The 22,148-nt window shown below is 71.6% G+C and carries 25 protein-coding genes and 1 tRNA gene; 18 read left to right on the top strand and 8 right to left on the bottom strand.

The features are described from left to right. The first annotated feature begins 13 nt into the window (after positions 1–13). From ASG30_RS12705 to ASG30_RS12675, 7 genes are all read left to right on the top strand, one after another. A tRNA-Ser gene (locus tag ASG30_RS12705) sits at positions 14–104 on the top strand. A 223-nt stretch (positions 105–327) separates the two neighbouring features. Beyond that, positions 328–960 carry a thermostable hemolysin gene (locus ASG30_RS12700; RefSeq protein ID WP_055897508.1) on the top strand — a complete coding sequence of 211 codons (633 nt, stop codon included), beginning with the start codon at positions 328–330 and terminating at the stop codon, positions 958–960. Further along, positions 960–2,417 carry an AMP-binding protein gene (locus ASG30_RS12695; RefSeq protein ID WP_082522106.1) on the top strand — a complete coding sequence of 486 codons (1,458 nt, stop codon included), beginning with the start codon at positions 960–962 and terminating at the stop codon, positions 2,415–2,417. The genes ASG30_RS12700 and ASG30_RS12695 overlap by 1 nt, the downstream gene beginning before the upstream one ends. Next, positions 2,414–3,091 (top strand): TenA family transcriptional regulator, encoded by a 678-nt coding sequence (locus ASG30_RS12690; protein ID WP_055896907.1) that lies wholly within the window; start codon positions 2,414–2,416, stop codon positions 3,089–3,091. Before ASG30_RS12695 ends, ASG30_RS12690 begins: the two co-directional genes overlap by 4 nt. Next, the gene (locus ASG30_RS12685; RefSeq protein ID WP_055896904.1) at positions 3,088–3,897 is read left to right on the top strand and encodes an SDR family oxidoreductase; all 810 of its coding nucleotides are present in this window, start codon (positions 3,088–3,090) and stop codon (positions 3,895–3,897) included. Before ASG30_RS12690 ends, ASG30_RS12685 begins: the two co-directional genes overlap by 4 nt. A 5-nt stretch (positions 3,898–3,902) precedes the next feature. Further along, positions 3,903–4,577, top strand: a complete 675-nt coding sequence (locus tag ASG30_RS12680; RefSeq protein WP_082522078.1) for a hypothetical protein — start codon at positions 3,903–3,905, stop codon at positions 4,575–4,577. A gap of 596 nt (positions 4,578–5,173) precedes the next feature. After that, positions 5,174–5,704 carry a hypothetical protein gene (locus tag ASG30_RS12675; protein WP_055896900.1) on the top strand — a complete coding sequence of 177 codons (531 nt, stop codon included), beginning with the start codon at positions 5,174–5,176 and terminating at the stop codon, positions 5,702–5,704. Between the two features lie 351 nt (positions 5,705–6,055). Here the strand turns inward: ASG30_RS12675 and ASG30_RS12670 are convergent, their stop codons facing one another. Further along, positions 6,056–6,490: a universal stress protein gene (locus tag ASG30_RS12670; protein ID WP_055896897.1), complete on the bottom strand. Its 435-nt coding sequence runs from the start codon at positions 6,488–6,490 to the stop codon at positions 6,056–6,058. Positions 6,491–6,641: 151 nt separating this feature from the next. On the opposite strand from ASG30_RS12670, the gene ASG30_RS12665 reads away from it, so the two are divergent. After that, positions 6,642–7,478, top strand: coding sequence for a universal stress protein (locus ASG30_RS12665; RefSeq protein WP_055896894.1), 837 nt, complete (start codon positions 6,642–6,644; stop codon positions 7,476–7,478). A 61-nt stretch (positions 7,479–7,539) separates the two neighbouring features. Here ASG30_RS12665 and ASG30_RS12660 read toward each other — a convergent pair whose 3' ends face one another. The 3 genes from ASG30_RS12660 to ASG30_RS12650 form a co-directional block, all read right to left on the bottom strand. Next, the gene (locus ASG30_RS12660; RefSeq protein WP_055896891.1) at positions 7,540–8,367 is read right to left on the bottom strand and encodes a universal stress protein; all 828 of its coding nucleotides are present in this window, start codon (positions 8,365–8,367) and stop codon (positions 7,540–7,542) included. A 115-nt stretch (positions 8,368–8,482) separates the two neighbouring features. Then, the gene (locus ASG30_RS12655) at positions 8,483–11,218 is read right to left on the bottom strand and encodes a cation-translocating P-type ATPase (RefSeq protein WP_055896888.1); all 2,736 of its coding nucleotides are present in this window, start codon (positions 11,216–11,218) and stop codon (positions 8,483–8,485) included. A gap of 6 nt (positions 11,219–11,224) precedes the next feature. Further along, positions 11,225–11,815 carry an NAD(P)H-dependent oxidoreductase gene (locus tag ASG30_RS12650; RefSeq protein ID WP_055896885.1) on the bottom strand — a complete coding sequence of 197 codons (591 nt, stop codon included), beginning with the start codon at positions 11,813–11,815 and terminating at the stop codon, positions 11,225–11,227. Positions 11,816–11,978: 163 nt separating this feature from the next. Here ASG30_RS12650 and ASG30_RS12645 point away from each other — a divergent pair, with 163 nt between their 5' ends. Together ASG30_RS12645 and ASG30_RS12640 are read left to right on the top strand one after the other, a co-directional pair. Then, positions 11,979–13,430 carry a PAS domain-containing sensor histidine kinase gene (locus ASG30_RS12645; RefSeq protein ID WP_082522077.1) on the top strand — a complete coding sequence of 484 codons (1,452 nt, stop codon included), beginning with the start codon at positions 11,979–11,981 and terminating at the stop codon, positions 13,428–13,430. 310 nt (positions 13,431–13,740) lie between these two features. After that, positions 13,741–14,676: a 1-phosphofructokinase family hexose kinase gene (locus ASG30_RS12640; protein WP_055896882.1), complete on the top strand. Its 936-nt coding sequence runs from the start codon at positions 13,741–13,743 to the stop codon at positions 14,674–14,676. A 34-nt stretch (positions 14,677–14,710) separates the two neighbouring features. Here the strand turns inward: ASG30_RS12640 and ASG30_RS12635 are convergent, their stop codons facing one another. After that, the gene (locus ASG30_RS12635; protein ID WP_055896880.1) at positions 14,711–15,583 is read right to left on the bottom strand and encodes an MBL fold metallo-hydrolase; all 873 of its coding nucleotides are present in this window, start codon (positions 15,581–15,583) and stop codon (positions 14,711–14,713) included. Positions 15,584–15,670: 87 nt separating this feature from the next. On the opposite strand from ASG30_RS12635, the gene ASG30_RS12630 reads away from it, so the two are divergent. From ASG30_RS12630 to ASG30_RS12605, 6 genes are all read left to right on the top strand, one after another. After that, entirely contained in the window at positions 15,671–16,018 is a 348-nt protein-coding gene (locus tag ASG30_RS12630; RefSeq protein WP_082522105.1) for an ArsR/SmtB family transcription factor, read from the top strand. Between the two features lie 217 nt (positions 16,019–16,235). Next, positions 16,236–16,670 (top strand): YeeE/YedE family protein, encoded by a 435-nt coding sequence (locus ASG30_RS12625; protein ID WP_055896874.1) that lies wholly within the window; start codon positions 16,236–16,238, stop codon positions 16,668–16,670. Positions 16,671–16,679: 9 nt separating this feature from the next. Further along, positions 16,680–17,123, top strand: a complete 444-nt coding sequence (locus ASG30_RS12620) for a DUF6691 family protein (protein ID WP_055896871.1) — start codon at positions 16,680–16,682, stop codon at positions 17,121–17,123. 82 nt (positions 17,124–17,205) lie between these two features. Further along, positions 17,206–18,396: an efflux RND transporter periplasmic adaptor subunit gene (locus ASG30_RS12615; protein ID WP_055896868.1), complete on the top strand. Its 1,191-nt coding sequence runs from the start codon at positions 17,206–17,208 to the stop codon at positions 18,394–18,396. Next, on the top strand, positions 18,381–19,580 hold the full coding sequence (locus tag ASG30_RS12610; RefSeq protein ID WP_055896865.1) for an ABC transporter permease: 1,200 nt from the start codon (positions 18,381–18,383) through the stop codon (positions 19,578–19,580). The genes ASG30_RS12615 and ASG30_RS12610 overlap by 16 nt, the downstream gene beginning before the upstream one ends. Before the next feature lies 1 nt (position 19,581). Next, entirely contained in the window at positions 19,582–20,367 is a 786-nt protein-coding gene (locus tag ASG30_RS12605; protein ID WP_082522076.1) for an ABC transporter ATP-binding protein, read from the top strand. Between the two features lie 9 nt (positions 20,368–20,376). On the opposite strand, the gene ASG30_RS12600 is transcribed toward ASG30_RS12605, so the two are convergent. Then, positions 20,377–20,583, bottom strand: a complete 207-nt coding sequence (locus ASG30_RS12600) for a hypothetical protein (protein WP_055896862.1) — start codon at positions 20,581–20,583, stop codon at positions 20,377–20,379. Positions 20,584–20,603: 20 nt separating this feature from the next. Beyond that, positions 20,604–20,795 carry a hypothetical protein gene (locus ASG30_RS12595; RefSeq protein ID WP_055896859.1) on the bottom strand — a complete coding sequence of 64 codons (192 nt, stop codon included), beginning with the start codon at positions 20,793–20,795 and terminating at the stop codon, positions 20,604–20,606. Between the two features lie 252 nt (positions 20,796–21,047). On the opposite strand from ASG30_RS12595, the gene ASG30_RS12590 reads away from it, so the two are divergent. Then, positions 21,048–21,380 (top strand): hypothetical protein, encoded by a 333-nt coding sequence (locus tag ASG30_RS12590; protein ID WP_055896856.1) that lies wholly within the window; start codon positions 21,048–21,050, stop codon positions 21,378–21,380. 44 nt (positions 21,381–21,424) lie between these two features. Here ASG30_RS12590 and ASG30_RS12585 read toward each other — a convergent pair whose 3' ends face one another. Then, on the bottom strand, positions 21,425–21,640 hold the full coding sequence (locus ASG30_RS12585) for a hypothetical protein (protein WP_055896853.1): 216 nt from the start codon (positions 21,638–21,640) through the stop codon (positions 21,425–21,427). Between ASG30_RS12585 and ASG30_RS12580 the strand changes: the two genes are divergently transcribed. Beyond that, positions 21,627–22,142, top strand: a complete 516-nt coding sequence (locus ASG30_RS12580; protein WP_055896851.1) for a flavodoxin family protein — start codon at positions 21,627–21,629, stop codon at positions 22,140–22,142. The two genes, ASG30_RS12585 and ASG30_RS12580, sit on opposite strands and share 14 nt — an antisense overlap. Positions 22,143–22,148: the final 6 nt, after the last annotated feature.

Genomic DNA, 22,148 nt, shown 5'->3' with positions numbered 1-22,148 from the left:
TTGCGGGCTCGCAGGAGAGGTGGATGAGCGGTTTAAGTCGCACGCCTGGAAAGCGTGTGAGGGTTAATAGCCCTCCGCGGGTTCGAATCCCGCCCTCTCCGCCAGAGTGATTGCATGCAAGAAGCCCCGTAAGAGCAACAACTTACGGGGCTTTGCTTTTAGCCTTTCCCCCACGAGTTCCCGCGCGCATTCTGGCGCGCGATGCGCGAGCCATCGAAGCACCGTCGAGTTGGCTTCCCGTAACGCCGAGGCGCCCTTAATCCCTCGTTAATGTTCCAGCGCGAGCATCCCCCGCATGCCCGGATCCGGGCCAACGAGGGAGATCGCATGTCCAGGAACCTGCCCCACCACTTCAGCAGCGGAGGCACCGGCACGCTGGCAACGCAGCCGACCAGGATGACCGTCCACCCGCCCGGCGCCGAGGGTCGCGGCGAGGTGGAATCATTCATCGCCGGCGTCTACCGCCACCGCTTCGGCGCGCGCGTGGAGCAGTTTGCGACCTCGCTCGTTTCGCTGCGCGAGGGCGGTTGCATCGTTGCGGCGGCGGGGTACCGCGACGCCGGCGCCGAGCCGCTGTTCCTGGAGCACTATCTGGCCCTTCCGGTCGAGGCCGTGCTGGCCCCCCACGCCGCCAGGGCGCCCGCGCGCACCTGCATCGTGGAAGTGGGCCACCTGGCATCGGTGCAGGCCGGCCAGGGGTGGCAGCTGATCGCCCGCCTCGGCCCGCACCTCGCGGGCCTCGGCTACCGGTGGGTGGTGAGCACGCTCACGCAGGAACTGCGCCGGCTGCTGCTGCGCATGGGCATCGCACCGCTGTCCCTCGCGCCCGCCGATCCCGCCACGCTGGGCGAGGCCGCGCGGCATTGGGGCTCGTATTACGAACATCGGCCGGTCGTGGTCGCCGGGCACCTGCCGCAAGCGCTGCGGCACCTCCAGCGGCGCGCCGCGCGGTCCGCATGATGCCCGCCGATCCGGGCGCGGTGGCCGTGGCGGGCGGGGCGGGGCTGGCGCTCGGCCGCGAGGCGCTCCAGGCCGAGGTCCGCGCATTCTCGGAGTCCCTGCGCAAGGCGGGCGTGCGCGTGCTGGCGACGCTGTTCGACAACTCGCCGGCCTGGGTCGTCGCCGACCTCGCTGCCGAACGGGCCGGGGTCGTGCACGTGCCGCTGCCCGCGTTCTTCACGCCGGACCAGGTGCAGCACGTGCTGGCCGCCGCCGGGGTGGATGCGGTGCTGGTGGCGCCCACCCTGGCCGGACGGTGGGCGCCCGAGCGGACGGAGCCAGTGGGATTGCTGAAGAAGGCGCTCTCCCTCGTCCGCCTGACCGCGGTGCCGCCCCGCCTGCCGGCGGGCACGAGCAAGATCACCTTCACCTCGGGAACGACCGGCACGCCCAAGGGCGTCTGCCTCACCTCGGAAACGATGCGCGGCGTGGTGCAGGGAGTCGTGCAGGCGCTCGCGCCGCTGGGGCTGCGGCGCCACCTGAGCGCGTTGCCGTATCCCGTGCTGCTGGAGAACGTCGCCGGCATGCGGGCCCCGCTGGCGGCGCAGGGCACCTGCATCGCCTTGCCGCTGGCGGATGTCGGTCTCACCGGCTCTTCCAGTTTCGAACCGGCAGTGCTGCAGGGCGCGGTCGAAGCGAACGGGGCCGACAGCCTGATCCTCCTGCCGCAGATGCTGGCGGCGTGGACAGGGTGGCTGCGCGCGAGCGGCCAGCGGGCCCCCGCCAGCCTTCGCTTCGTCGCCGTGGGCGGCGCCGCGGTGGCTGCGCCGCTGTTGCATGCGGCGCGCGCCTGCGGCATCCCCGTCTACGAGGGCTACGGTCTTTCGGAAGGCGCCTCGGTGCAGACGCTGAACCTGCCCGGCGCCGACCGCCCCGGCAGCGCCGGCCGGCCGCTGCCGCATGCGCAGGTGAGGATCGCCGCCGACGGCGAAGTCGAGGTGGCCGGCAGCCTGCTTGCAGGCTACCTCGGCGACCCGGCTCCGGTGCCCGCGTGGTGGCCGACCGGCGACCTCGGCCGGCTGGATGCGGACGGCTTCCTGCACGTGCTGGGCCGCAAGAAGAACGTGCTGATCACGGGATTCGGCCGCAACGTGTCGCCCGAATGGGTCGAGGCCGCGCTGCGCGAACAGGCCGGGATCGCGGAGGCGGTCGTCTACGGCGACACCCAGCCGGCGCTGTCCGCGGTGCTGTGGCCGCTGCCGGGCGTCGGCCACGAGCAGCTGGGGCGCTGCGTGACCGCCGCGAATGCGCAGCTGCCCGACTACGCGCGGGTGGCGCACTGGGTCGTCGCCCGCGCGCCGTTCTCGGCCCGAAGCGGGCTGGCGACGGCCAACGGCCGTCCCCGGCGCCCGGCGATCCTGGCCGCGCATCCGGAGGTCCTTGTCCCCGGTATCACCCATTCAGCGGAGAGAGCATGAGTTTTTTCGAACGGCTGCAGGCGCAGACGGGGCAGGCACGGCAGGGCCTGCTTGCCGCGCCCATCATCCAGGGCTGCCTGCGCGGGGAGGTGTCGTTGTCCAGCTACGTCGCCTTCCTCACGGAGGCCTACCACCACGTGCGGCACACCGTGCCGCTGCTGGCCGCCTGCCGCGACGCGCTGCCGGCCCGCCACGCCTGGCTTCGTCCACCGCTGGACGAGTATGTCGCCGAGGAAGCCGGGCACGACGAGTGGATCCTGGACGACCTGCGAGCCTGCGGCGCCGATGCCGAAGCGGCGCGTCGCGGTCCGCCGCGGATCGCCACGGAGGTCATGGTCGCGTACGCGTACGACCAGATCGCGAGGCGAAACCCGCTGGGTTTCCTCGGGATGGTCCACGTGCTGGAAGGCACCAGCGTCGCACTTGCGCTGCAGGCGGCGGACAACATCCAGCGGCCGCTCGGCCTGCCGGACTCGGCCTTCAGCTACCTGCGTTCGCACGGCACGCTGGATCGGGAACACGTGGGCCATTTCCAGGCGCTGATGGATGCGATCGAGGAGCCCGGCGACCAGGCGGACATCGTCCACGCCGCCCGCGTCTTCTACCGGCTGTACGGCGACGTGTTCCGCTCGCTGCCCCTGCCGGCGGCCGCCGCAGCGGGAGTCGCGGCATGAAGGCGGGGGAAGCTCGCGTCCTGCTCACCGGTGCCACCGGCGGCATCGGCAGGCCCGTTGCCGCCCGCCTGCTGCAGGCTGGCGCCCGCGTGCTGCTCGCCGGCCGCTCGCCGGCCCGGCTGGCCGCGCTGGCGCGCGACCTCGAGCCGACCCAGGCCGGGCGGTGCGACTGGCACGAGGCCGACCTGGTGGAGCCCGCCTCGATCGAGACCCTGGCCCGCGCCGGCGCGCAATGGCGGTGCAATGTCGTCGTGCACGCCGCCGGTGCGCCGGCTTTCGGGCCCGCCGGGAGCATCCCGGTGCCGGCGATCCAGCGGGTGCTGGACACCAATCTGCTGGGACCGATGCTGCTCACGCAGGCCATGCTGCCGCACCTGGCACGGCTGGCGCGGTCGCAGGTGATCTTCATCGGGTCGGTGCTGGGCGCGATCGGGCTGCCCGGCTACGCCGCCTACTGCGCCAGCAAGTTCGGCCTTCGCGGCTACGCGCAATCGCTGCGCCGCGAACTCGGTGGCGGTCCGGTGCGCGTGCAGTACCTCGGCCCGCGCAGCACCCGCACCGCCTTCAACGCCGCGGCGGTGGAGGCCTACAACCGGGCCACCGGAACGGCGATGGACGATCCGGCCCGCGTGGCGGACGAGGTGCTGCGCGTGCTCGAGGACGAGGCCGCCGAGCGGTTCGTCGGCTTTCCCGAGCGGCTGGGCGTGCGCCTCAACGGCGCCGTGCCCGGCTGGCTCGATCGCAGCTTCGCGCCGCACCGGCGCGCCCTCGCGGACTCTTCCGCGCATCTCCCGCAACAAGGATGAATCCCATGCCTGTCCGTTCCGCTTTCCTTTACCCGTCCCTGCGGTGGCTGCTCGCGGCGCTCGCCGCATTGGCCTGGGGCGCCTTCTGCCTGCCGGCGCTCGCCGCCGTGGAAGACGACATCCAGGCGCTGCAGCGCGAGTGGGAAGTGATCCGCTACCAGTCGCCGGCGCCGGAGCGCGAAAGGCGCTTCGCCGACCTGGCGGGCCGCGCGCACGGCGTCAGCGAAGCCCATCCGAACCGCAGCGAGCCGCTGGTGTGGGAGGGCATCATCGTGAGTTCCTGGGCGGGCGAGAAGGGCGGCCTCGGCGCGCTCGGCCTGGCCAGGCAGGCCAAGGCGCTGTACGAGTCGGCCATCCGGATCGACGGCAGCGTGCTCGACGGCTCGGCCTACAACAGCCTGGGCGTGCTGTACTACAAGGTCCCCGGCTGGCCGCTCGGCTTCGGCGACAAGGCCAAGGCCCAGGAGCTGCTGCACAAGGCGCTGCAGATCAACCCGAACGGCATCGATGCCAACTACTTCTTCGCCGAGTACCTGGTCGAGACGCAGCAGGCGGACAAGGCCCCGCCGTACCTCGAGAAGGCCCTGAAGGCGCCGGCGCGCCCCGGGCGCCAGATCGCGGATGCAGGCCGGCGTGAAGAGGCGCGCCAGCTCCTCGAGAAGGTGCAGGCCGCGCGCTGAAGGCGTCAGCGGCTCCGCAGGACCGCCCGCACCCCGCGGCCGTCCTGGCAGGGCCCGTATTCCAGCACCAGCCCGTGCAACGGGGCGATGCCGCGGGCGATGGACACGCCCAGCCCGTTGCCCGACTCCCGTTGCCCCGCAGGACGCGTGAATCGCGCACCCAAGGCGGCTGGCGTGCCGGTGCGAGCGGGGGCCGTCGTTCTCGACCTCGATGAACTCGCGCCCCATGCGCAGCGTGACCGTGCTGCCTTCGGGCGCCGTCCCCGCAGCACCCGAGGGCGTAGCCGACGCCTCGTCGGCCGTGCCGCGCGCAGACCCGTAGATTGTCAAAGATGCGCAAAAGCGCCTCCGGGTGTGACGACCGCGTGCGATGCGTCCTACATCGCACTTCGCCGCGCCAAACGACAACCGCGGCGGATCCGCTGGGCGTCCGGGCGGTCTCCCTCCATGCCGGGCCGGAACTCCGTATGCAGAAGCACGGAACTGCATTCGTATGTTCGGTGGCGCATCCCAAGAAGTGGTCGGTCGCCCCGTATTCCGATCGGAGCCAGGGTTCTACATTGACTCGTGCCGCCCATCGGCATCAGGAGATCACCATGCGCATCCGTCCATCTGCCTTCGTCGCGGCCTCGTCTCTCGCTGTACTTGCAGTGTCAACCTCGGTCTGGGCTGACACCAACTTCACCAACGCGCCGAATGGCGCGCACTATCGCCAGGGGTCCGTGGAGCCGGTCTGCACGATCAGCGGCCTGAACGTCAGCTGTACCGGGACCGAGATCGCGGGCGTCGGCAACACGGATGCCGACCTGGTCTTGTCCGTGTCGTACTCGGCCACCGTGGATTGCACGAATCGTGGCGGCAAGCTGGTTCCGGTGAAGACCCGGATCACGACCGCCAGCTCGAACGACGAAGACACCGACGTGCGAAACGGGACCCTCTTCGTGAGCGCGATCAACGTGTCCAACCCGCCGACGGAGCAGGCGTTCAAGGACGCGGCGACCTGCCCCAACGGCAACTGGACCAAGTCGATGCCGGCGGGATCACCCACGGTTTCGGGCTTCACGTACACGCTGACGTTCGATGGCTTAAACGCTCCCGTCGTGATCATCGTGTTCCCGGCGTCCTGAGACGCTGAGAGGTCCGCCGCATGACGAGTCAGGGCCCGCAGCTCACCCCACCCGGCGGAGTGCATCTCCTGCGGCTGCCTGGCGGCGCGAGCCAGGAAGAAGACGCGTCGGTGCGCGCCACTCCCGGGCAACTGGCCCTGAGTCCCTTTTCAGGGCCCGGTCCCGGTCTGGTCGGGCCGACGGCGCCGGTTCAGTCCGGCCCTCATGCCATTTCCGAAACGGCTACTTTGCTGCAGCAGGTTCCGGCTGCAGTGCCGGCCTCCGTAGATGGCGACTGGACTCTGTCCGTCGTCGCCCTGGTGATCATTGCAACGGGACTCGCCTGGCGGGCAACCCGCCGATGACCGGCCGCTACAGCGAGGCTTCGCGCCGCACGCAGAGCACCGGCACCGGCGCCAGCCGCAGGATCTGCTCGGCCCCGCTGCCCAGCAGCAGCCGGCCCAAGCCCCGGCGGCCGTGGCTGCCGATGACGACCAGGTCGGCCTTCCAGTCCCTGGCGTGCTCGGCGACCGTCTCGCCGAGGCGCTGGGCCGGCATGTCGACCAGGCGCTTGTCGACCCGCACGCCTGCCGCCTTGGCGATGGCCTCGGCATCCTCCAGGACCCTGCTGCCGCGTTCGGGCGCGGATCCCACCCCGAGCCCACCGGCGGCGAGCAGCAGCAGCTCGTCCACGCAATGCAGCAGCAGCACCTGCGCGTCGCGGTCTCGGGCCAGCTGCAGCGCAGCGACCAGCGCCTTGTTCGAGGTGTCGCTGCCGTCCACTGCCACCAGGATTCGTCTGTACATGGTTGCCTCCTGTCGGGCGCCAGGCCGGCGGGTTGCCGCCTGGCCCCGATGGGTAAGCAATCTAGGCATACCCCGCGCGTCCCCGCTTGATCTTTCGCAAGTGGGCGTCCGATCCGGGCGCCTATCTTGAGTCTCCCGACCGGAGCCCTCCATGACCACTTCCTATACGCAGATCCTGGTGCACCTGGACGCCGGCAGGCGCATCACCGAAGCCGTGATGTGCGGGCGCCGCCTGGCCCAGGAGCAGGGCGCGGCCCTGGCGGCCCTGGACGTGACACGCCCCGCGCTGGTCTCGGTGCCCGTCGTGGGCGAGCTGGGTGCGCTCACCGGCGCGGCCCTGGCCGACCTGGACGCCCAGCGGCGCAAGGCCGTGCGCACGACCTTCGATGCCGCGATGTCGGGCCCCGGCCCGGCGGCGCAATTCGGCGAGATCTGCGAACTGCAGATGGCGGGCGCCTTTGCCCAGCAGGCCCTGTATGCCGACCTGCTGGTCCTGAGCCAGCCTCACCCCGACCTCGGCCCGGGCGAGGCGCCACGCGACTTCAACGAACTCGTGCTGGCCGCCAGCGGCAAGCCGGCGCTGATCCTGCCGGCGGTCGGACCGCTGCCGCAGGCGTTCGCCACCCTCGCGATCGCCTGGAAGCCCACGCGCGAGACGGCCCACGCGGTCGCCGGCGCCATGCCCCTGCTGCAGCGCGCGGCGCAGGTCCATGTGGTCACCTGGGGCCCGGACGAGGACGAGGACGAGGGGGGCGTGCTCGACCTGGACCGTTACCTGAACCTGTACGGCGTCACCGCACGCTGGCACCGGCGCGGGGAAGAGCCGGGAGACCTCGGCGAACTGCTGCTGTCGCAGGCGTTCGACCTCGGGGCCGACCTGCTGGTGATGGGCTGCTATGGGCACGGCCGGGCCCGCGAATGGATGCTGGGCGGGGTCTCGCGCACGGTGCTGCGGTCGATGACGCTGCCCGTGCTGATGGCGCACTAGCGTCCCAGCGCGCCCGGCCGGGCGCCAATGAACCCGTTCGTCTTCGCCTGCGCCGCCGATCTCAGTGCGCCATCAGCACCGGCAGCGCCATGCCGCGCAGGACGCTGCGGGACGCACCACCCAGAAGCCACTCGCCGGCCCGGCTGTGGCCATAGCAGCCCATCACCAGCAGGTCGGCGCCGAGCTCCGCCGATTGCGCCAGCAGGTGCTCGCCGGCGCGCGGGGGTTCCTGGTCCTGCAGGTGCCACTGCGCGGTGACGCCATGCGCCCGCAGGTAGCCGGCCAGGTTGAGCGGCAGGGCGCGCTGCCGGCCCCAGGCGAGCACGTGCACCCGGGCGGCCTTGCGCAGCAGGGGCATCGCCCCGGCCACGGCGCGGGCGGCCTCGCGCGTGGGCTTCCAGCCGATGGCGACCGTGCGGAACCCCATCGGCAGGGCCCCGGACGGCGGCAGGATCAGGCTGGGCTTGCCGCTGGCGGCGACCACCGCCTCGTTGAAGTCGTGCGGCACGTCCTCGGCCCGGTGCTGCGGATCCGGCTGGGTCAGCACCAGGAGGTCCGCACTGAAGGCGGCTTCGGCGAAGGTGCCCGCCAGCGGGAACTCGTTCACCTCTCCCCAGGTCGCCTCGACCGCCGGGCCCGGATCGCGCATGGCGCGCTCGAAGCTCGCGTGCACCGCGCGGCGTCGCTCCTTCTGGAACTCCAGGAAGGACTGGGCCGCGGGCCCCAGGCCCGGGACGATCGGCAGTTCCGCCATCGCCGGCACCGGGGCGTGCACGGCGGCGATGCAGGCACCGTGGTCGGCCGCCAGCCGGCGCGCGCAGGAGACCGTCTCGCGGATGCGCCGGCCCGCATCGAGGTGGACGAGGAGCTGGCGTATTTCGGTGGGCATGGGATTTTCTCCAGGGGCGTCGGCTCTACCAACGATAGGCGCGCGGAACGTGCGCAGCCTTGCGCCAGGTCAACCCCCAGGCGCGCCGCACGCGAGGTGCAGCGCGGCAATGCGGTCATTGCCGCGCCACGAGCTTCCTCAGCTCCTCGCCCCAGAGCACCGTGCTGCCCAGCCCCGCCAGCAGCAGCAGCGTCCACCCGGTCAGCGGCACCGTGTGCAGCATCGCGTTCATCACCGGGAGGTACAGCACGGCCAGCTGGAGCGCGATGGACAACAGGAGCCCGCCGAGCAGCCACCGGTTGCGCAGCAGCGCCGGCCCCAGGCTCGTCCGCGTGGCCGACTGGCAGTTCAGCACGTTGAACCACTGGCACATGGCCAGCAGGGTGAAGGTCTCGGTGCGCACAGCGGCGATGTCCCCGCCGCCCGCCAGGCGCCAGGCGAACCAGCCGAAGCACACCGCTACGGTGAGCGCGGCCATCAGGGCCACCCGTTGCAGCAGCAACCGGTCCAGCAGCGGGTCCGTGCGCGGCACGGGCGGGCGCCGCATCTCCCGGCCGTCCGCCGGCTCCATGACCAGGTTCACCGTGAGCGTGCCCTCGGTGACGATGTTGATCCACAGGATCTGGACCGCCGCCAGCGGCAGCGGGTAGCCCGCGAGCAGCGCGAGGAGCAGCAGGGCGATCTCGTCCACCGAGGTGGCGAACAGGAACAGGATGACCTTCTTGAGGTTGCCGTACACCACGCGGCCCTGCTCGACGGCGTGCACGATGGTCGCGAAGTTGTCGTCGGTGATGACGATGCGCGCGGCACTCTTGGCCACCTCGGTGCCCGTGATGCCCATGGCGACGCCGATGTCGGCCCGGGCCAGGGCGGGCGCGTCGTTCACGCCGTCGCCGGTCATCGCCACCACCTCGCCGCCGGCCTGCAGTGCCTCCACGATGCGCAGCTTCTGGGCGGGCTGCACGCGCGCGAAGACGGCGATGCCGGGCAGCGCCGCACGCAGCTGCGCCTCGCCCATGCGCTCCAGTTCCTCGCCGTCGAGGGCGAGGTCGCCGGGCCGGGCGATGCCCAGCGCCCTGGCGATGGCCAGGCCGGTGAGCTTGTGGTCGCCCGTCACCATCACCGGCCGGATGCCGGCGGCCCGGCAGTCGGCGACGGCCTGGCGCGCTTCCTCGCGGGGCGGGTCGATCTGGCCCGCCAGCCCGAGCAGGCGGACGCGGCCGGCCAGCGCGCCGAAGCCGCCCTCCAGTTCCAGCGCGCCGTCTTCCACTTCGGCGAACGCCAGCACGCGCAGCGCCTGCGAGGACATCTCGTCGGCACACGCGCGGGCGGCCCGCAGCAGCAACGGCGACTGGCCTGCGCACAGCCGCAGCACCGCCTCGGGCGCGCCTTTCACCAGCCCCCGGCGCCGTGCGCCCGGCCAGGCGTGCAGCGTGGCCATCAGCTTGGCATCGGAGTCGAACGGCAGTTCGGCGGCGCGGGGCGCCTGCGCGCGCAGGGCCTGCAGATCCAGGCCGGCCTTGAGCGCCAGCACCAGCAGCGCGCCCTCGGTCGGATCGCCGGCCACCCGCCAGCCGGTGCCGTCCTGCGGGGGCAGCAGCTGCGCGTCGTTGCACAGCGCCGCGGCTTCCAGCATCGCCTGCAGCGCGGGCGACCGCTGCGCCAGCGGCGCGCCGTCTTCGGCAAGCCCGCCTTCGGGGGCGTAGCCGGTGCCGCCGACGTCGATCCGGCGCGCGGCCCCGTCCTCCTCCGGCGGCAGCCACAGCCGCGTCACCGTCATCTCGTTGCGGGTCAGCGTGCCGGTCTTGTCGCTGCAGATCACCGTGGTGGACCCCAGCGTCTCCACCGCGGCGAGGCGACGGATGATCACACCCTGGCGCGCCATGCGCTGCATGCCCACCGCCAGCGCGATTGTCATCGCCACCGGCAGGCCCTCCGGGACCATGGAGACCATCTGGCTGATGGCCACCATCAGCACGTCGGCCAGCGGCAGTTGCCGCCAGAGGCCCAGCAGCAGCACCAGCACGAACAGCCCGAACGCGGCCGCGACCAGCGCCCGTCCGAAGCGCCCGATGCGCTCCTGCAGCGGCGTGTCCGGCTCCGTGGCCGCCGCGGTGAGCCGCGCGATGCGCCCGACCTGCGTGTGCGCGGCCGTCGCGACCACCACCGCGCGGGCGCGGCCGGCGGTGACGTACGTGCCGGAGAACACCATGTTGCGGCGGTCGGCCAGTCCCGTGGCTGGCGGCAGCACCTGGGCGGTCTTGGCGACCGGAACCGATTCGCCGGTGAGCGCCGCTTCCGCCGCGTGCAGCTGCGCCTGCTCCAGCAGCCGCGCATCGGCGGCGACGGCGTCGCCCGCCGCCAGGAGGACGAGGTCCCCCGGCACGAGCTGCGCGGCCAAGACGAGCGACTCCGTGCCTTCGCGCAGCACGCGCACCTGGACCTGGGACAAGCGGCGCAACGCCGCCATCGAGCGTTCTGCACGCCCCTCCTGCACGAGACCGACCAGCGCATTGACCAGGACCACCGACAGGATCACGCCCGAGTCGCCGTGGTGGCCCAGTGCCGCGGCCAGCGCGGCGGCGGCGAACAGGATCAGCACCAGTGGGCTTGCGAACTGTCGTGCGAAGACACGCCAGAGCGCGCGCGGCGGCGCCTTGGGCAGGACATTGGGCCCCTGCCGCCGCAGCCTTTCGTTCACCTGCAATCCATCCAGCCCACGGCGTGGATCGACATCGAGCCGCAGCACCAGATCGGGCGCCTCGAGCGAGTGCCAGGCGGGCTCGGGATGGGCGGTGGGTGCCTCGGCCCCCTTGCAGCCGGAATCATCCTGCCGGGTTGCGGCGTCCATCCGAACTCACTCCGCGCGGGCCCCCAGGCGCCTCACCCTGGCGAGCAACTTCCGCGCGCCTTCTTCACCGAGACCGCCCAAGCCTCCCACAAGGGTCTCGTGCACGGGGGCGATGCCGACGAAGCCCAGGATGTTGCGCTCCAGCGATTTCACGCTGTGCGCGCGGAACATCCAGCGGTACACCAGCGGCGGCATCCCCATGGTCACGATCACGCGCGCCGTGCGGCCCCGCAGGCCCTTCTCGGGCCAGGCCGTGCCACCTTCCTTGTAGCGGAACGCGAAACCCGGCCGCAGCACCTGTTCCAGGAAGCCCTTGACCAGCGCAGGCATGTCGCCGAGCCAGAGCGGAAAGACGATGACGACGTGGGACGCCCAGCGGATGTCCTCCTGCGCAGGTTGGAGCGCCGGCGGCAGCGCCCCGGCCTCCCACTGCTTCTGGCTTCGCAGGAGCGGAAAGTCGAGCGTGCCGATGTCGATGCGCCGCACGTCGTGTCCCGCCTCCTGCGCACCCTGCGCATACGAGTCGGCCAACGCGTGGCAGAGGTGACCTGCACCCGCATCGGGGTGGCCCTGGAGGATGAGGACGTTCTGCGGCATGGCCGACTCTAGCCAGGCGGTCCGCCCGCCTGGTTGATGCGTGTCAAGCGGCCGATGTTGCGCCGGGTCGGAAGGAGTGGATTCCCTGGTCCCGCGCGCGGCTTGCTTTGCGCGCGCGGGCCGCTAGAGTGGGCACTCCTGAACCGGATGCAGGGGGCATCTCATGCCGGGTTTTGCGTGGAAGGCCGATTCCAGCGCTGCGGCTCGCCTCGCCAGCCTGCTGGACTCGGCCATGGACGCGATCATCTCGGTGGACGAGGGGCAGCGCATCGTGCTGTACAACCGCGCGGCCGAGAAGATCTTCGGCTGGCCGCCCGAGCAGGCGCTCGGGCAGCCGCTGACCTTGCTGCTGCCCGAGCGTTTCCAGGCATCGCACAACGCCGCCGTGCGGCGTTTCGGTGCCACTGGAGTGACCTCGCGCCGGATGAGCGGCAGCGCCGTGGTGTACGGCCGACGCGTCAGCGGTGAGGAATTCCCGGTGGACGCATCGATCTCGCAGGTGGATCTGCCGGAGGGCAAGCTTTTCACGGTGATCTTGCGCGACGTGACGGAACGGGCCCAGGCCGAGCGGGAGCAGGCGCGGCTCGCATCGCGGCTCTCGGGCCTGGTCGACTCGGCAATGGATGCGATCGTCACGGTCGACGCCAGCCAGCGCATCGTGCTCTACAACCGGACGGCCGAGCGGATCTTCGGCTGGCCGGCCGTGCAGGTGATGGGCCGGCCGATGGAGATGCTGATGCCCCAGCGGTTCCGGGCGGCGCACCGGCAGCACGTCAAGCGCTTCGGCGAGACGGGCATCACCACCCGCCGCATGGGCGCGGGCGCCCTGATCGTCGGCCTGCGCGCCAACGGCCAGGAGTTCCCGATGGAAGCGTCGATCTCCCAGCTCGAGACCGACGAGGGCAAGCTCTACTCGGTGATCCTGCGGGACGTCACCGAGCGCGTCCAGGCGCAGGAGGAACTCGCCGCCTTCGCCGCCGAGGCCAGCGGCGCGCGCGAGCAGGAGAAGGCCCGCATCGCGCGAGAACTGCACGACGAACTGGCCCAGTCGCTCACGGCGCTCACGATGGATCTCCACTGGCTGCGCAAGAACTACAGGAGTGGCTCCGCGGACGTCCCCGCGAAACTCGACGCCATGGAGACGATACTGGAAGGCAGCACGGCCGCCACCCGCCGCATCGCGGCGGACCTGCGCCCGCCGGTGCTGGACGACCTGGGCCTTGCGCCGGCGCTGCAGTGGCTCGTGCAGGGCTTCCGCCAGCGTGCGGAGGTGGATTGCGATCTCGAGATGGACGAGGACCTGGAGGTGGACGAGCCTTACGCAACGGCCGTCTTCCGCATCGTCCAGGAGTCGCTCGCCAACGTGCGCAAGCACGCGCAGGCGCGGCACGTGCAGGTCCGCGTGGACAGGAGCGCGGAAGCGATCACGCTGTGCGTGCGGGACGACGGCGTGGGTTTCGCCACCACGGGCGCGCGCAGGCCCGAGTCGCTCGGCCTGCTCGGCCTGCGCGAACGCGCCAGGCTGCTGGGGGGCAGCGTCGCCATCTCCAGCGCGCAAGGCGAGGGCACCAGCGTGCAGGTGCAGTTGCCCGCCAGGCGCGCGGGAGTGGCCTGAATGCTGATCGGGCGGGCAGGCAGAAGCCCGCCGGCTGCTCTCGCAGGCGGCGGGCCCGGCTCGGGCTGGCTTGCGGCCATCCGTCGCCCGTCCCGGTGGTCCACCGGGACCCCGCGGGCCGCAGGGGGCCACGGTCCGCGGATGCCGGCGGGGGTGTTTCCCCACCGGCATGCGTTCACTCTATGCCGCGGGCGGCCGACTCCGCTTGACCTGAATCAAGGTGGCGGCCGCCCCGCGCTTGACGACGATCAAGCCGCGCGCCGCCGGGCCCCCGATGCTCGGGCGGCGCGCTGCCTGCGCAGGAGTTCCCGTGGCTGACATCGTCACCCTGACACTGAATCCGGCCGTGGACGTCGCCACCGCCGTCGACCGCCTGGTGCCCGGCGACAAGCTTCGCTGCGCGCCGCCCCTGGTGCATCCCGGCGGGGGCGGCATCAATGTCGCGCGGGTGGCGGCGCGGCTGGGCGGCGATGTCATCGCGCTGTACGCCGCCGGTGGCCCCACGGGCGAACTGCTGCAGCAGCTCCTGCGGGAAGAGGAGCTCACCTGCGAGGCCTTGCGGATCGCGGGGACCACGCGCGAGAACCTGGCGGTGCAGGACAAGTCGACCGGACAGGAGTTCCGCTTCGTGCTGCCGGGGCCCGCCCTCTCGCCGTCCGAATGGCAGGGCGGCCTCTCGCGCTGCGCGCAACTGGCGGGGCAGACGAGCTTCGTCGTCGCCAGTGGCAGCCTGCCGCCCGGCGTGCCCGACGACTTCCATGCCCGGCTCTCCTCGCGGCTGGGGCCTGGCGCCCGCCTGGTGGTGGACTCCTCGGGGCCCGCGCTCAAGGCGGCGCTCGAAGCGGGCGTGTTCGCGGTCAAGCCGAGCCTGACCGAACTGCGTCAACTCACGGGGGAACCGCTGGACACCCGGGCGGAGCAGCTGGAGGCGTGCCGCCGCCTGGTGCGCACCGGCCGCGCGATGATGGTTGCGCTGTCGCTCGGCCGTGAAGGCGCCATGCTGGTCAGTGCGCAGGGCGCGTGGCGCGCGGCAGGCCTTCCGGTGACCGTGGCCGGCACCATCGGAGCCGGCGACAGCTTCGTGGGCGGACTGGTCTGCGCGCTCGTGCGCAACGAGCCACCCCAGGAGGCCCTTCGCCATGCGATGGCGGCTTCGGCGGCGACCGTGCAGGAGCGCGGCACCGCGCTGTGCGATGCGGGGAAGGTGAGGCTGCTGCTGCAAAGGGTCGAGGTGGAGCGGCTCTGAGCGCGGACTTGCCTCGGCCACGCCCCGGACGACGTCACAGCGCATTGACGGGGATCTTCAGGTAGGACACCCCGTTGTCCTCCCGGGGCGGCATCTCGCCGGCGCGGATGTTCACCTGCACGGAGGGCAGGATCAGCACCGGCATCTCGAGCGTGGCGTCGCGCTTGGTGCGCATGTCTGCAAACTGTTCCTGCCCGACGCCGTCGTGGATGTGGATGTTCTTCTCCCGCTGCTCGGCGACGGTGGACTGGAAGGCCGGCGACCGGCCGTCGGGGGGGTAGTCATGGCACATGAACAGGCGCGTCTCGCCCGGCAGGCTGAGGATCCGGCGCACCGACGCGTAGAGGGCGTTCGCATCGCCGCCCGGAAAGTCGCAGCGGGCCGTTCCCACGTCGGGCATGAAGAGGGTGTCGCCCACGAACACCGCGTCCCCCACGTGGTAGGCCAGGTCGGCCGGCGTGTGGCCGGGCACGTGCATCACGCGGCCCGTGAGTTCGCCGATGCGCAACTCCTCGCCCTCGCGGAAGAGGTGGTCGAACTGGGTGCCGTCCTGGCGGAATCCGGGCTCGAGGTTGAAGATGCCCTTGAAGACCTTCTGCACCTTGCGGATGTGCTCGCCGATGCCGATGCGTCCGCCCAGCCTGGACTTCAGGTAGTGCGCCGCGGTGAGGTGGTCCGCGTGGGCATGGGTCTCCAGGATCCACTGCGTCCGCAGGCCGTGGGTCCGCACGTAGTCGATCACCTTGTCCGCCGAGTCGGTGCGCGTGCGGCCGGACTTGGGGTCGTAGTCGAGCACGGAGTCGACGATGGCGCAGGCCGTCCCCGCCCCGGCATGGACGACGTGCGTGAAGGTCCAGGTGGCCGGGTCGAAGAATGTCTGGACCTGGGGGAGGGGCGGAGCGGTCATCCTGGTTCCTTGATTAAGTTCAAGACAATATATTGCTCAATAGATTGAATTTCAATAGACTGTCTGCAGTTGAACGACATGAACACGATGCCCTCCAGTTCCCTGCCCCTCGACCGGATGCAGGCGGCCGCCCGCGAGGCCTGCGGCCTGCTCAAGGTGCTGTCCAATGCCGACCGCCTCCTGGTCCTGTGCCACCTGGCACGCGGCGAGGCGAGGGTGGGCGAGCTGGAGGAAGTCCTCGGGATCATCCAGCCCACCTTGTCCCAGCAGCTGACCGTGCTGCGCGAGGAGCAACTGGTGACCACCCGCCGCGAGGGCAAGAACATCTACTACTCGCTGGCGAGCACGAAGGCGCTCGCGGTCATCGAGACGCTGTACCGCGAGTTCTGCGGCGGGGGCCGCGGCACCGCCAAGGCCCGGTCCGGGCCGCGGTGAACCGTGGCCGCTGCGGCCGGATGCTGCCGTGTCGGCGGTGGCGGGCATGGAGGTTGACGGGAATGCGGACCGGCATCGGTCCGCAGGCAGGGTCGCCCAGGCGGCGGCCCCGGCGGTTGATGCGGGTCAAGGACCCGCGACGGCGCCGTCCTAGAGTGGTCGGGAAGTGCGGAACCGAGCCAACGATGGCGAGGGCCGCGTCGAGAAGGAGTCACCCATGAACATCGACTGGACCCATTTCACGCCCTGGGCCTCGCTGGCCGGCGGCGTGCTGCTGGGCGTCGCGTCCGCGGCGTTCATCCTGCTGAACGGCCGCATCCTCGGCATCAGCGGGATCGTCGGCGGCCTGCTCGGCCCCAGCCGCGGCGACGCGGGGTGGCGCGTGGCGTTCCTGCTGGGATTGCTGGCCGCTCCCGCCACGTTCGCCTGGTTCGCGCCAGCCGGTTTCCTGGCCGAACCCCGGATCGACGCCGGCTACGGGGCCATCGTCGTGGCCGGGTTGCTGGTGGGGTTCGGCACCCGCTACGGCTCGGGCTGCACCAGCGGCCACGGGGTCTGCGGGCTGTCACGCCTGTCGCCCCGTTCGGTGGTGGCCACGATGGCCTTCATGGCGGCCGGCTTCGTCACCGTCTTCCTGATCCGCCACTTCTGAGGGGGCCCGATGCAACGTGCAACAGAGTTTCTCGTGGGCCTCCTGTTCGGCTGGGGCCTGCTGCTGTCCGGGATGACCGATCCCGGCAAGGTCCAGGGCTTCCTGGACCTGTTCGGCCCGTGGGACCCGTCGCTCGCCCTGGTGATGGGGGGCGCCGTCGCCGTCGGGGTGTTCGCCTTCGCGCTGGCCAAGCGGCGGACGACGACCTTCCTGGGCGGTGCCCTCCAGCTGCCCGGGTCGCGCGACATCGACAGGCCACTCGTCATTGGCTCGCTGCTCTTCGGCGTCGGCTGGGGCCTGGCCGGTTTCTGCCCCGGTCCCGGCCTCGTGGCCATGGCCTCGGGGCAGGCCAAGGCGCTCGTCTTCGTGATCGCGATGCTGGCCGGCATGCTCGTCCACAAGCTCATGGACCGGGCCGGCGCGGGTCTTGCCGCGGACAAGCCGGGCGGCTGAACCCAGGCGGCCCCGCGCGCCGGGGACGCTTTGCTTGACGAAGGTCAACGAGGCCCGCCCGCCGCCTCCTAGAGTAGGCGGGATGGATCGCACCCTTGTCCTGAGCCGCTGGGTCTGGCTGCCCGCCCTGGGGATCGCCGTGCTGGTGGCGGCCGCCGCCCTGGGCTGGAACGTGCTGCGCGGCACCCCGGTCGCCGTCGCAGTCGTCCGCAACGGCGAGGTGGTGGTGCAGGTCGGCGGCCCCGGCACGGTCCAGGCCCGGGTGCCGCTCACGGTCAGTGCCCGGCTCACCTCCACGGTGGCCGAGGTCGCGGTCGACGTCGGCGACAGCGTCCAGCCGGGGCAACTGCTGGCCCTCCTGGAAGCGCGTGACCTGGTCGCGCGCCACGCAGCCGTCGCGCGGCAGCAGAAGTCGCTCGCCAGCCAGGTGGAGGCGGCGGCCGCCACCGTCGCCAAGGCGCATGCCGACCTGGAACTGGCCCGCATCCGCGAGAGGCGCGACGCCGACCTGCACGCCCAGGGCTTCGTTTCGCCCGCCGCGCTGGATGCCTCGGTCGCCGCCTCCCGCGGCGCCGAGGCCGTGCTCCGCGGCAGCGAGGCCAGCTGGGCCGCGCGCCGCTCCGACCAGCAGGCCCTGGCCGAGGAACTGGTGATCGCGAGAGCACAGGTGGGCTACACGCGCCTGGTCGCGCCCATGCCCGGCCGGGTGATCCAGCGGCTGGTCGAACCCGGCACGACCGTGGCCCCGGGCACCCCCATCCTGCGGCTGGTCGATCCCGCCACGCTGTGGATCGCGATGCGTGTCGACGAGGCGCTCGTGGACCAGGTGGCCGTCGGGCAGCCGGCGACGATCCGGCTGCGCAGCGGCTCCATCGTGCCGGGACGGGTCGAGCGCGTCACGCTCCAGTCCGATGCGGCCACGCGAGAGCTGGAGGTGAACGTGGCGTTCAGCGAAATGCCGCGGCGGATCGCCATCGACCAGGACGCACAGGTGCACATCGACGTCGGCCGCGAGCACGGATTGCTCGTGCCGGCTGCAGCGGTCGCGCACGACGCCGCGGGACGTGCCGGCGTCCTGCAGGTCAGCGGCGGGCGCACCCACCTCGTGCCGGTTCGTGTCGGCCCGGCTGGCGGCGGAATGGTCGTCGTGAGCGGGAGGCTGGAGGAAGGCGCGATCGTCGTGGCGGACGCCGGCCGGGCCGGCCCCGGCATGCGGGTGCGGCCCGCGGGCAGCGATCCCACCCGAGCGGGCATCCCATGGAACTCGCCCTGAAGGACATCCGCCGCCATCTCGGCAGGTTCCTGGCCACCATCGCCGGCGTGGCGATGCTCCTGACCGTCGTGCTGCTCATGAACGGCATCTACCGGGGCAACATCGAGGATGGCGTCTGGCTGATCGAGAACACCGCGACCGACCTGTGGGTGGTGGAGGGCGGCCGGGGCGGCCCGTTCAACGAGTCGTCGCGCATGCCGCTGGACAGCCACAGGAGCATCGCGGCGAGCCCCGGGGTGCGAAGCGCCAGCCCCCTGGTGATCTACACGGCCCAGCGCCAGCTCGGGCGGTCCCCCGCCAGCCAGCAGTTCACCGTCATCGGCTACGACGTGTTCGGCGGGCTGGGCGGGCCCGGCCGTCTCGTGCAGGGCCGCGGCTTGCAGGCGGCCCACTGGGAGATGGTGGCCGACAGCAAGCTCGGACTCGCGCTGGGCGACACCGCCGCGCTGGGGAACGACCGCTACCTGGTCGTGGGTCTCACGCGCGGCGCGGTGGACGCAAGCGGCAACCCCCTGGTCTACCTCTCGCTCCCGGACGCGCAGAAGGTGCAGTTCGAGCAGGACACGCATGCCGTCGTCGCCGCGCGCGTCGCCGCACTCGCGCAACTGGAGGCCCGCGGCGTGCGCGATGCCCAGGCGCAGGCCCTGCTGCCGCTGGTGACGGGCAGCGGCAACACCATCAATGCGGTCCTGGTGAAGCTCGGCCCGGGCGCGCACGCGGCATCCGTGGCACGACACATCGAGGACTGGCTGCATTTCAACGTCTACACCACCGAGCAGGAACGCTCCTTGATGCTGCAGGGCCGCCTGAGCCGGATGTCGGCCGTGCTCGGCCTGTTCCGCGGCCTGCTCGTCGTCGTCTCGCTCATCATCATCGCGCTGATCGTGTACGTGCTCACGATCGAGAAGATCCGCTCGATCGCCACCCTGAAGCTGATCGGCGCGCCGAACCACCTCATCGTGCGGCTGATCCTGACGCAGTCCCTCCTGCTGACGATCGGCGGGTTCCTCCTCGCGTACCTCCTGCGCGAACTCGTGACGCCGGGGTTTCCACGAACGCTCGCCTTCACGGACTTCGAGACCGGGGCCACGTTCGGCGTGATGCTCGTGGGCGGCGTGCTGGCCAGCCTGCTGGCCATCTGGCACGCCCTGCGGACGCCCGCCCAGCTGGCGCTGGGGAGTTGAAATGGCCGTGGTCGAGATCGAGAACGTGAGCCAGACGTTCGGCAGCGGGGAAAGCTCGGTCCAGGCGCTCAAGCCCACTTCGCTCGCCGTGCAAGCCGGCGAACTGGCCGCGCTGATCGGGCCGAGCGGATCGGGCAAGAGCACGCTGCTGCTGGCCATCGGCATGATCCAGCCCCCGACCACCGGCAGGATCGCCGTCGCGGGCCAGACGCTCTGGGACGACGGGGCCACGGGCGCGGACGTCCGCGCGTTCCGCCGCAGCAGGATCGGCTTCATCTTCCAGCAGCACAACCTGATCCCGTTCCTGGACGCCCGCGAGAACGTGGCGATCGTCCTGAGGCTGAACGGGGTGTCCAGGCGCGAGGCGTCGCGGCGTGCGCAGGAGGCGCTCGACTACCTGGAGATCGGCCACCGCGCCGGCGCGCTGCCGGCGCGGCTGTCGGGCGGCGAGCAGCAGCGGGTCGCCATCGCGCGGGCCCTCGTCAACGAGCCGGTGCTGATCCTCGCCGACGAGCCCACGGCGGCGCTGGACACGGAGCGTGGCATGAAGGTGATGGCATTGATGCGCAGGATCGCGCGCGAGAAGCGTTCCGCGGTGATCGCGGTCACGCACGACCACCGGATGATCGAAGGCTTCGACACCGTGTACCACATGGAGGACGGACGCCTCAGCCGCGTCGATCGGCATCCGCCCGGCAAGGCCGACCTGCCGCAAGTCCCGGCGTGGGCCGGCCCTGGCCGTGCATCGGCGCGCACGGAACCCTTCGCGGTACAGCCGGCCGCCTGACCGCAGGCGTCAATGCAGCCCCGCGGGCTCCACGGCGGGCGGCGCCAGTTCCCGGCCGACCATCGCACGCGCGTACAGGTAGTTGTTGCGGGCGCGGTCGCTCAGCCGGTTCAGCTCGACCTGCCCGCGCGCGTCGCAGGGGAAGGCAAAGCCGCGGCCGGGGTCGAAGAGCGAGCGGTAGCGCAGCTGGAAGGGCAGCTCGGGTGCGGGGCTCATGTCGCGTCTCCTGGTGGGGCTCACGCCGGCTGGGCCGGCTCGTAGAGAAAGGGCTGGATGCCGGCCCGCTCGCCTCCATCCGTCAGGACGCACACGCACAGATGCAGTCTGCAGACGCAATCCGACTGGGCAATGTTGACGGCCATCCGGATCGCTTCGATCGGAAAGTCAGCCGCCATGCGGCTGGAGCGGGCATCGGTGTTCGGATCCATGTCGCGTCTCCTGGTCCTGGGCACGCTTCCACTATGGTCGGCAGGAGCCGGAGGGACCATCCGAAACGTCTGATCGGGGGCTCGGCGCAGTCCCATTCGCGCCTCGCGATCCGCCTACCCGTCCTGGGACTATTCCGAGACGCATCCACTTGCGTTTACGCAAACACCGGCAAGGTAGTTTGCGCGAGCCTGTGAGTCGTGGGGTCCGATGGATCGATTCCACGCCTTGTCCAACCCTCATGGAGATCCCAAATGAAGATCAAGACCATCCTGGCCGCCGCAGCGGCCGTCATCGCATGTGCAGGCCAGCAGGCCCTGGCGCAGTCGGGCGAGGCCGACCCGGCCCAGTCCCGGGCGGCCCCGAGCGCCAAGGCAACCCCGGCCGAGAAGGCCGCCGCACGCCAGGCGCGGCGCAAGGAGGGCGCCGAAGTGGCCCGGTCGGCGACCGGGGCGGACGACAGTCCCTCGAGTGCAGGTGTCGCCCGCAAGGTCACCAAGCAGGAGCGCCAGGCGGCCGCGGCCAAGCGGCGGTCGGAAACGAGCGCGGCCGTCAGGCGCGGGGAAATCCCGTCCGGCGAGAGATAGCCGGCAGTGGCGGCGCCCCGGGGGGCGGGGCACCGCCCGGCTCCCTACGCGGCGACCGAGATCCGATCCACCACCCTGGCGACGCCAGGGGAGGCGATGGCCGTGCCGATCGCCTCGCCAGCCTGATCCTGACGATTCGACTGCATGATCGCGCAGGCCCCCAGGAAGGACGTCCATGCGCCCGGCCTGGTGCCGCAGATGGCCTGAAGCCGGCACCGCCCGAACCACCCACCCGAGGAGCTCGCAATGGACAGCATCATGGTCGTCTGCTATTCCTACACCGGCATCTCCCGCCGCGCCGCGCAACTGCTGTGCTCCCACCACGGCTGGCCGCTGGGCGAGATCACCGATGCCACGCCGCGCGGCACCTGGCGTTGCGTGCTGGACTCCCTCCTGCGGCGGCAGCCCGGGATCGGCTACCAGGGCCCGGACCCGGGCGACTTCCGCACCGTCGTGCTGGTCGCGCCGATCTGGATGTACCGCCTGGCGGGGCCGATGCGCAGCTTCGTTGTCCGCCACAGGGAGGCCCTGCGGCGGGTGGCGGTGATCACCACCATGAACTCCGTCGGCGCGTCGAATGCCATCGGCGAGATCGCGCACCTGCTGGGGCACGGCATCATCGATTCGGCCGCCTTCACCGCGCGCGAAATCGAGGACGGCAGCGGCACGGCGCGGCTGATCGCCTTCGGCGACGAGCTGCAACCCGGTTCCGCGGCCAGCCAGCGGGTGCGGCAGCCGGCGTGGACGGCGCCCGCGGCATGAACGGGC

The organism is Ramlibacter sp. Leaf400 (genome assembly GCF_001424545.1).
Taxonomy (GTDB): domain Bacteria; phylum Pseudomonadota; class Gammaproteobacteria; order Burkholderiales; family Burkholderiaceae_C; genus Ramlibacter.
This window is presented reverse-complemented; position numbering and strand designations above follow the sequence as displayed.

Coding starts and splice junctions, on each gene's coding strand:
- ASG30_RS12700 (WP_055897508.1), top strand. CDS start 328: ATGTCCAGGAACCTGCCCCACCACTTCAGCAGCGGAGGCACCGGCACG.
- ASG30_RS12695 (WP_082522106.1), top strand. CDS start 960: ATGCCCGCCGATCCGGGCGCGGTGGCCGTGGCGGGCGGGGCGGGGCTG.
- ASG30_RS12690 (WP_055896907.1), top strand. CDS start 2,414: ATGAGTTTTTTCGAACGGCTGCAGGCGCAGACGGGGCAGGCACGGCAG.
- ASG30_RS12685 (WP_055896904.1), top strand. CDS start 3,088: ATGAAGGCGGGGGAAGCTCGCGTCCTGCTCACCGGTGCCACCGGCGGC.
- ASG30_RS12680 (WP_082522078.1), top strand. CDS start 3,903: ATGCCTGTCCGTTCCGCTTTCCTTTACCCGTCCCTGCGGTGGCTGCTC.
- ASG30_RS12675 (WP_055896900.1), top strand. CDS start 5,174: ATGCGCATCCGTCCATCTGCCTTCGTCGCGGCCTCGTCTCTCGCTGTA.
- ASG30_RS12670 (WP_055896897.1), bottom strand. CDS start 6,490: ATGTACAGACGAATCCTGGTGGCAGTGGACGGCAGCGACACCTCGAAC.
- ASG30_RS12665 (WP_055896894.1), top strand. CDS start 6,642: ATGACCACTTCCTATACGCAGATCCTGGTGCACCTGGACGCCGGCAGG.
- ASG30_RS12660 (WP_055896891.1), bottom strand. CDS start 8,367: ATGCCCACCGAAATACGCCAGCTCCTCGTCCACCTCGATGCGGGCCGG.
- ASG30_RS12655 (WP_055896888.1), bottom strand. CDS start 11,218: ATGGACGCCGCAACCCGGCAGGATGATTCCGGCTGCAAGGGGGCCGAG.
- ASG30_RS12650 (WP_055896885.1), bottom strand. CDS start 11,815: ATGCCGCAGAACGTCCTCATCCTCCAGGGCCACCCCGATGCGGGTGCA.
- ASG30_RS12645 (WP_082522077.1), top strand. CDS start 11,979: ATGCCGGGTTTTGCGTGGAAGGCCGATTCCAGCGCTGCGGCTCGCCTC.
- ASG30_RS12635 (WP_055896880.1), bottom strand. CDS start 15,583: ATGACCGCTCCGCCCCTCCCCCAGGTCCAGACATTCTTCGACCCGGCC.
- ASG30_RS12630 (WP_082522105.1), top strand. CDS start 15,671: ATGCCCTCCAGTTCCCTGCCCCTCGACCGGATGCAGGCGGCCGCCCGC.
- ASG30_RS12625 (WP_055896874.1), top strand. CDS start 16,236: ATGAACATCGACTGGACCCATTTCACGCCCTGGGCCTCGCTGGCCGGC.
- ASG30_RS12620 (WP_055896871.1), top strand. CDS start 16,680: ATGCAACGTGCAACAGAGTTTCTCGTGGGCCTCCTGTTCGGCTGGGGC.
- ASG30_RS12615 (WP_055896868.1), top strand. CDS start 17,206: ATGGATCGCACCCTTGTCCTGAGCCGCTGGGTCTGGCTGCCCGCCCTG.
- ASG30_RS12610 (WP_055896865.1), top strand. CDS start 18,381: ATGGAACTCGCCCTGAAGGACATCCGCCGCCATCTCGGCAGGTTCCTG.
- ASG30_RS12605 (WP_082522076.1), top strand. CDS start 19,582: ATGGCCGTGGTCGAGATCGAGAACGTGAGCCAGACGTTCGGCAGCGGG.
- ASG30_RS12600 (WP_055896862.1), bottom strand. CDS start 20,583: ATGAGCCCCGCACCCGAGCTGCCCTTCCAGCTGCGCTACCGCTCGCTC.
- ASG30_RS12595 (WP_055896859.1), bottom strand. CDS start 20,795: ATGGATCCGAACACCGATGCCCGCTCCAGCCGCATGGCGGCTGACTTT.
- ASG30_RS12590 (WP_055896856.1), top strand. CDS start 21,048: ATGAAGATCAAGACCATCCTGGCCGCCGCAGCGGCCGTCATCGCATGT.
- ASG30_RS12580 (WP_055896851.1), top strand. CDS start 21,627: ATGGACAGCATCATGGTCGTCTGCTATTCCTACACCGGCATCTCCCGC.
- ASG30_RS12585 (WP_055896853.1), bottom strand. CDS start 21,640: ATGATGCTGTCCATTGCGAGCTCCTCGGGTGGGTGGTTCGGGCGGTGC.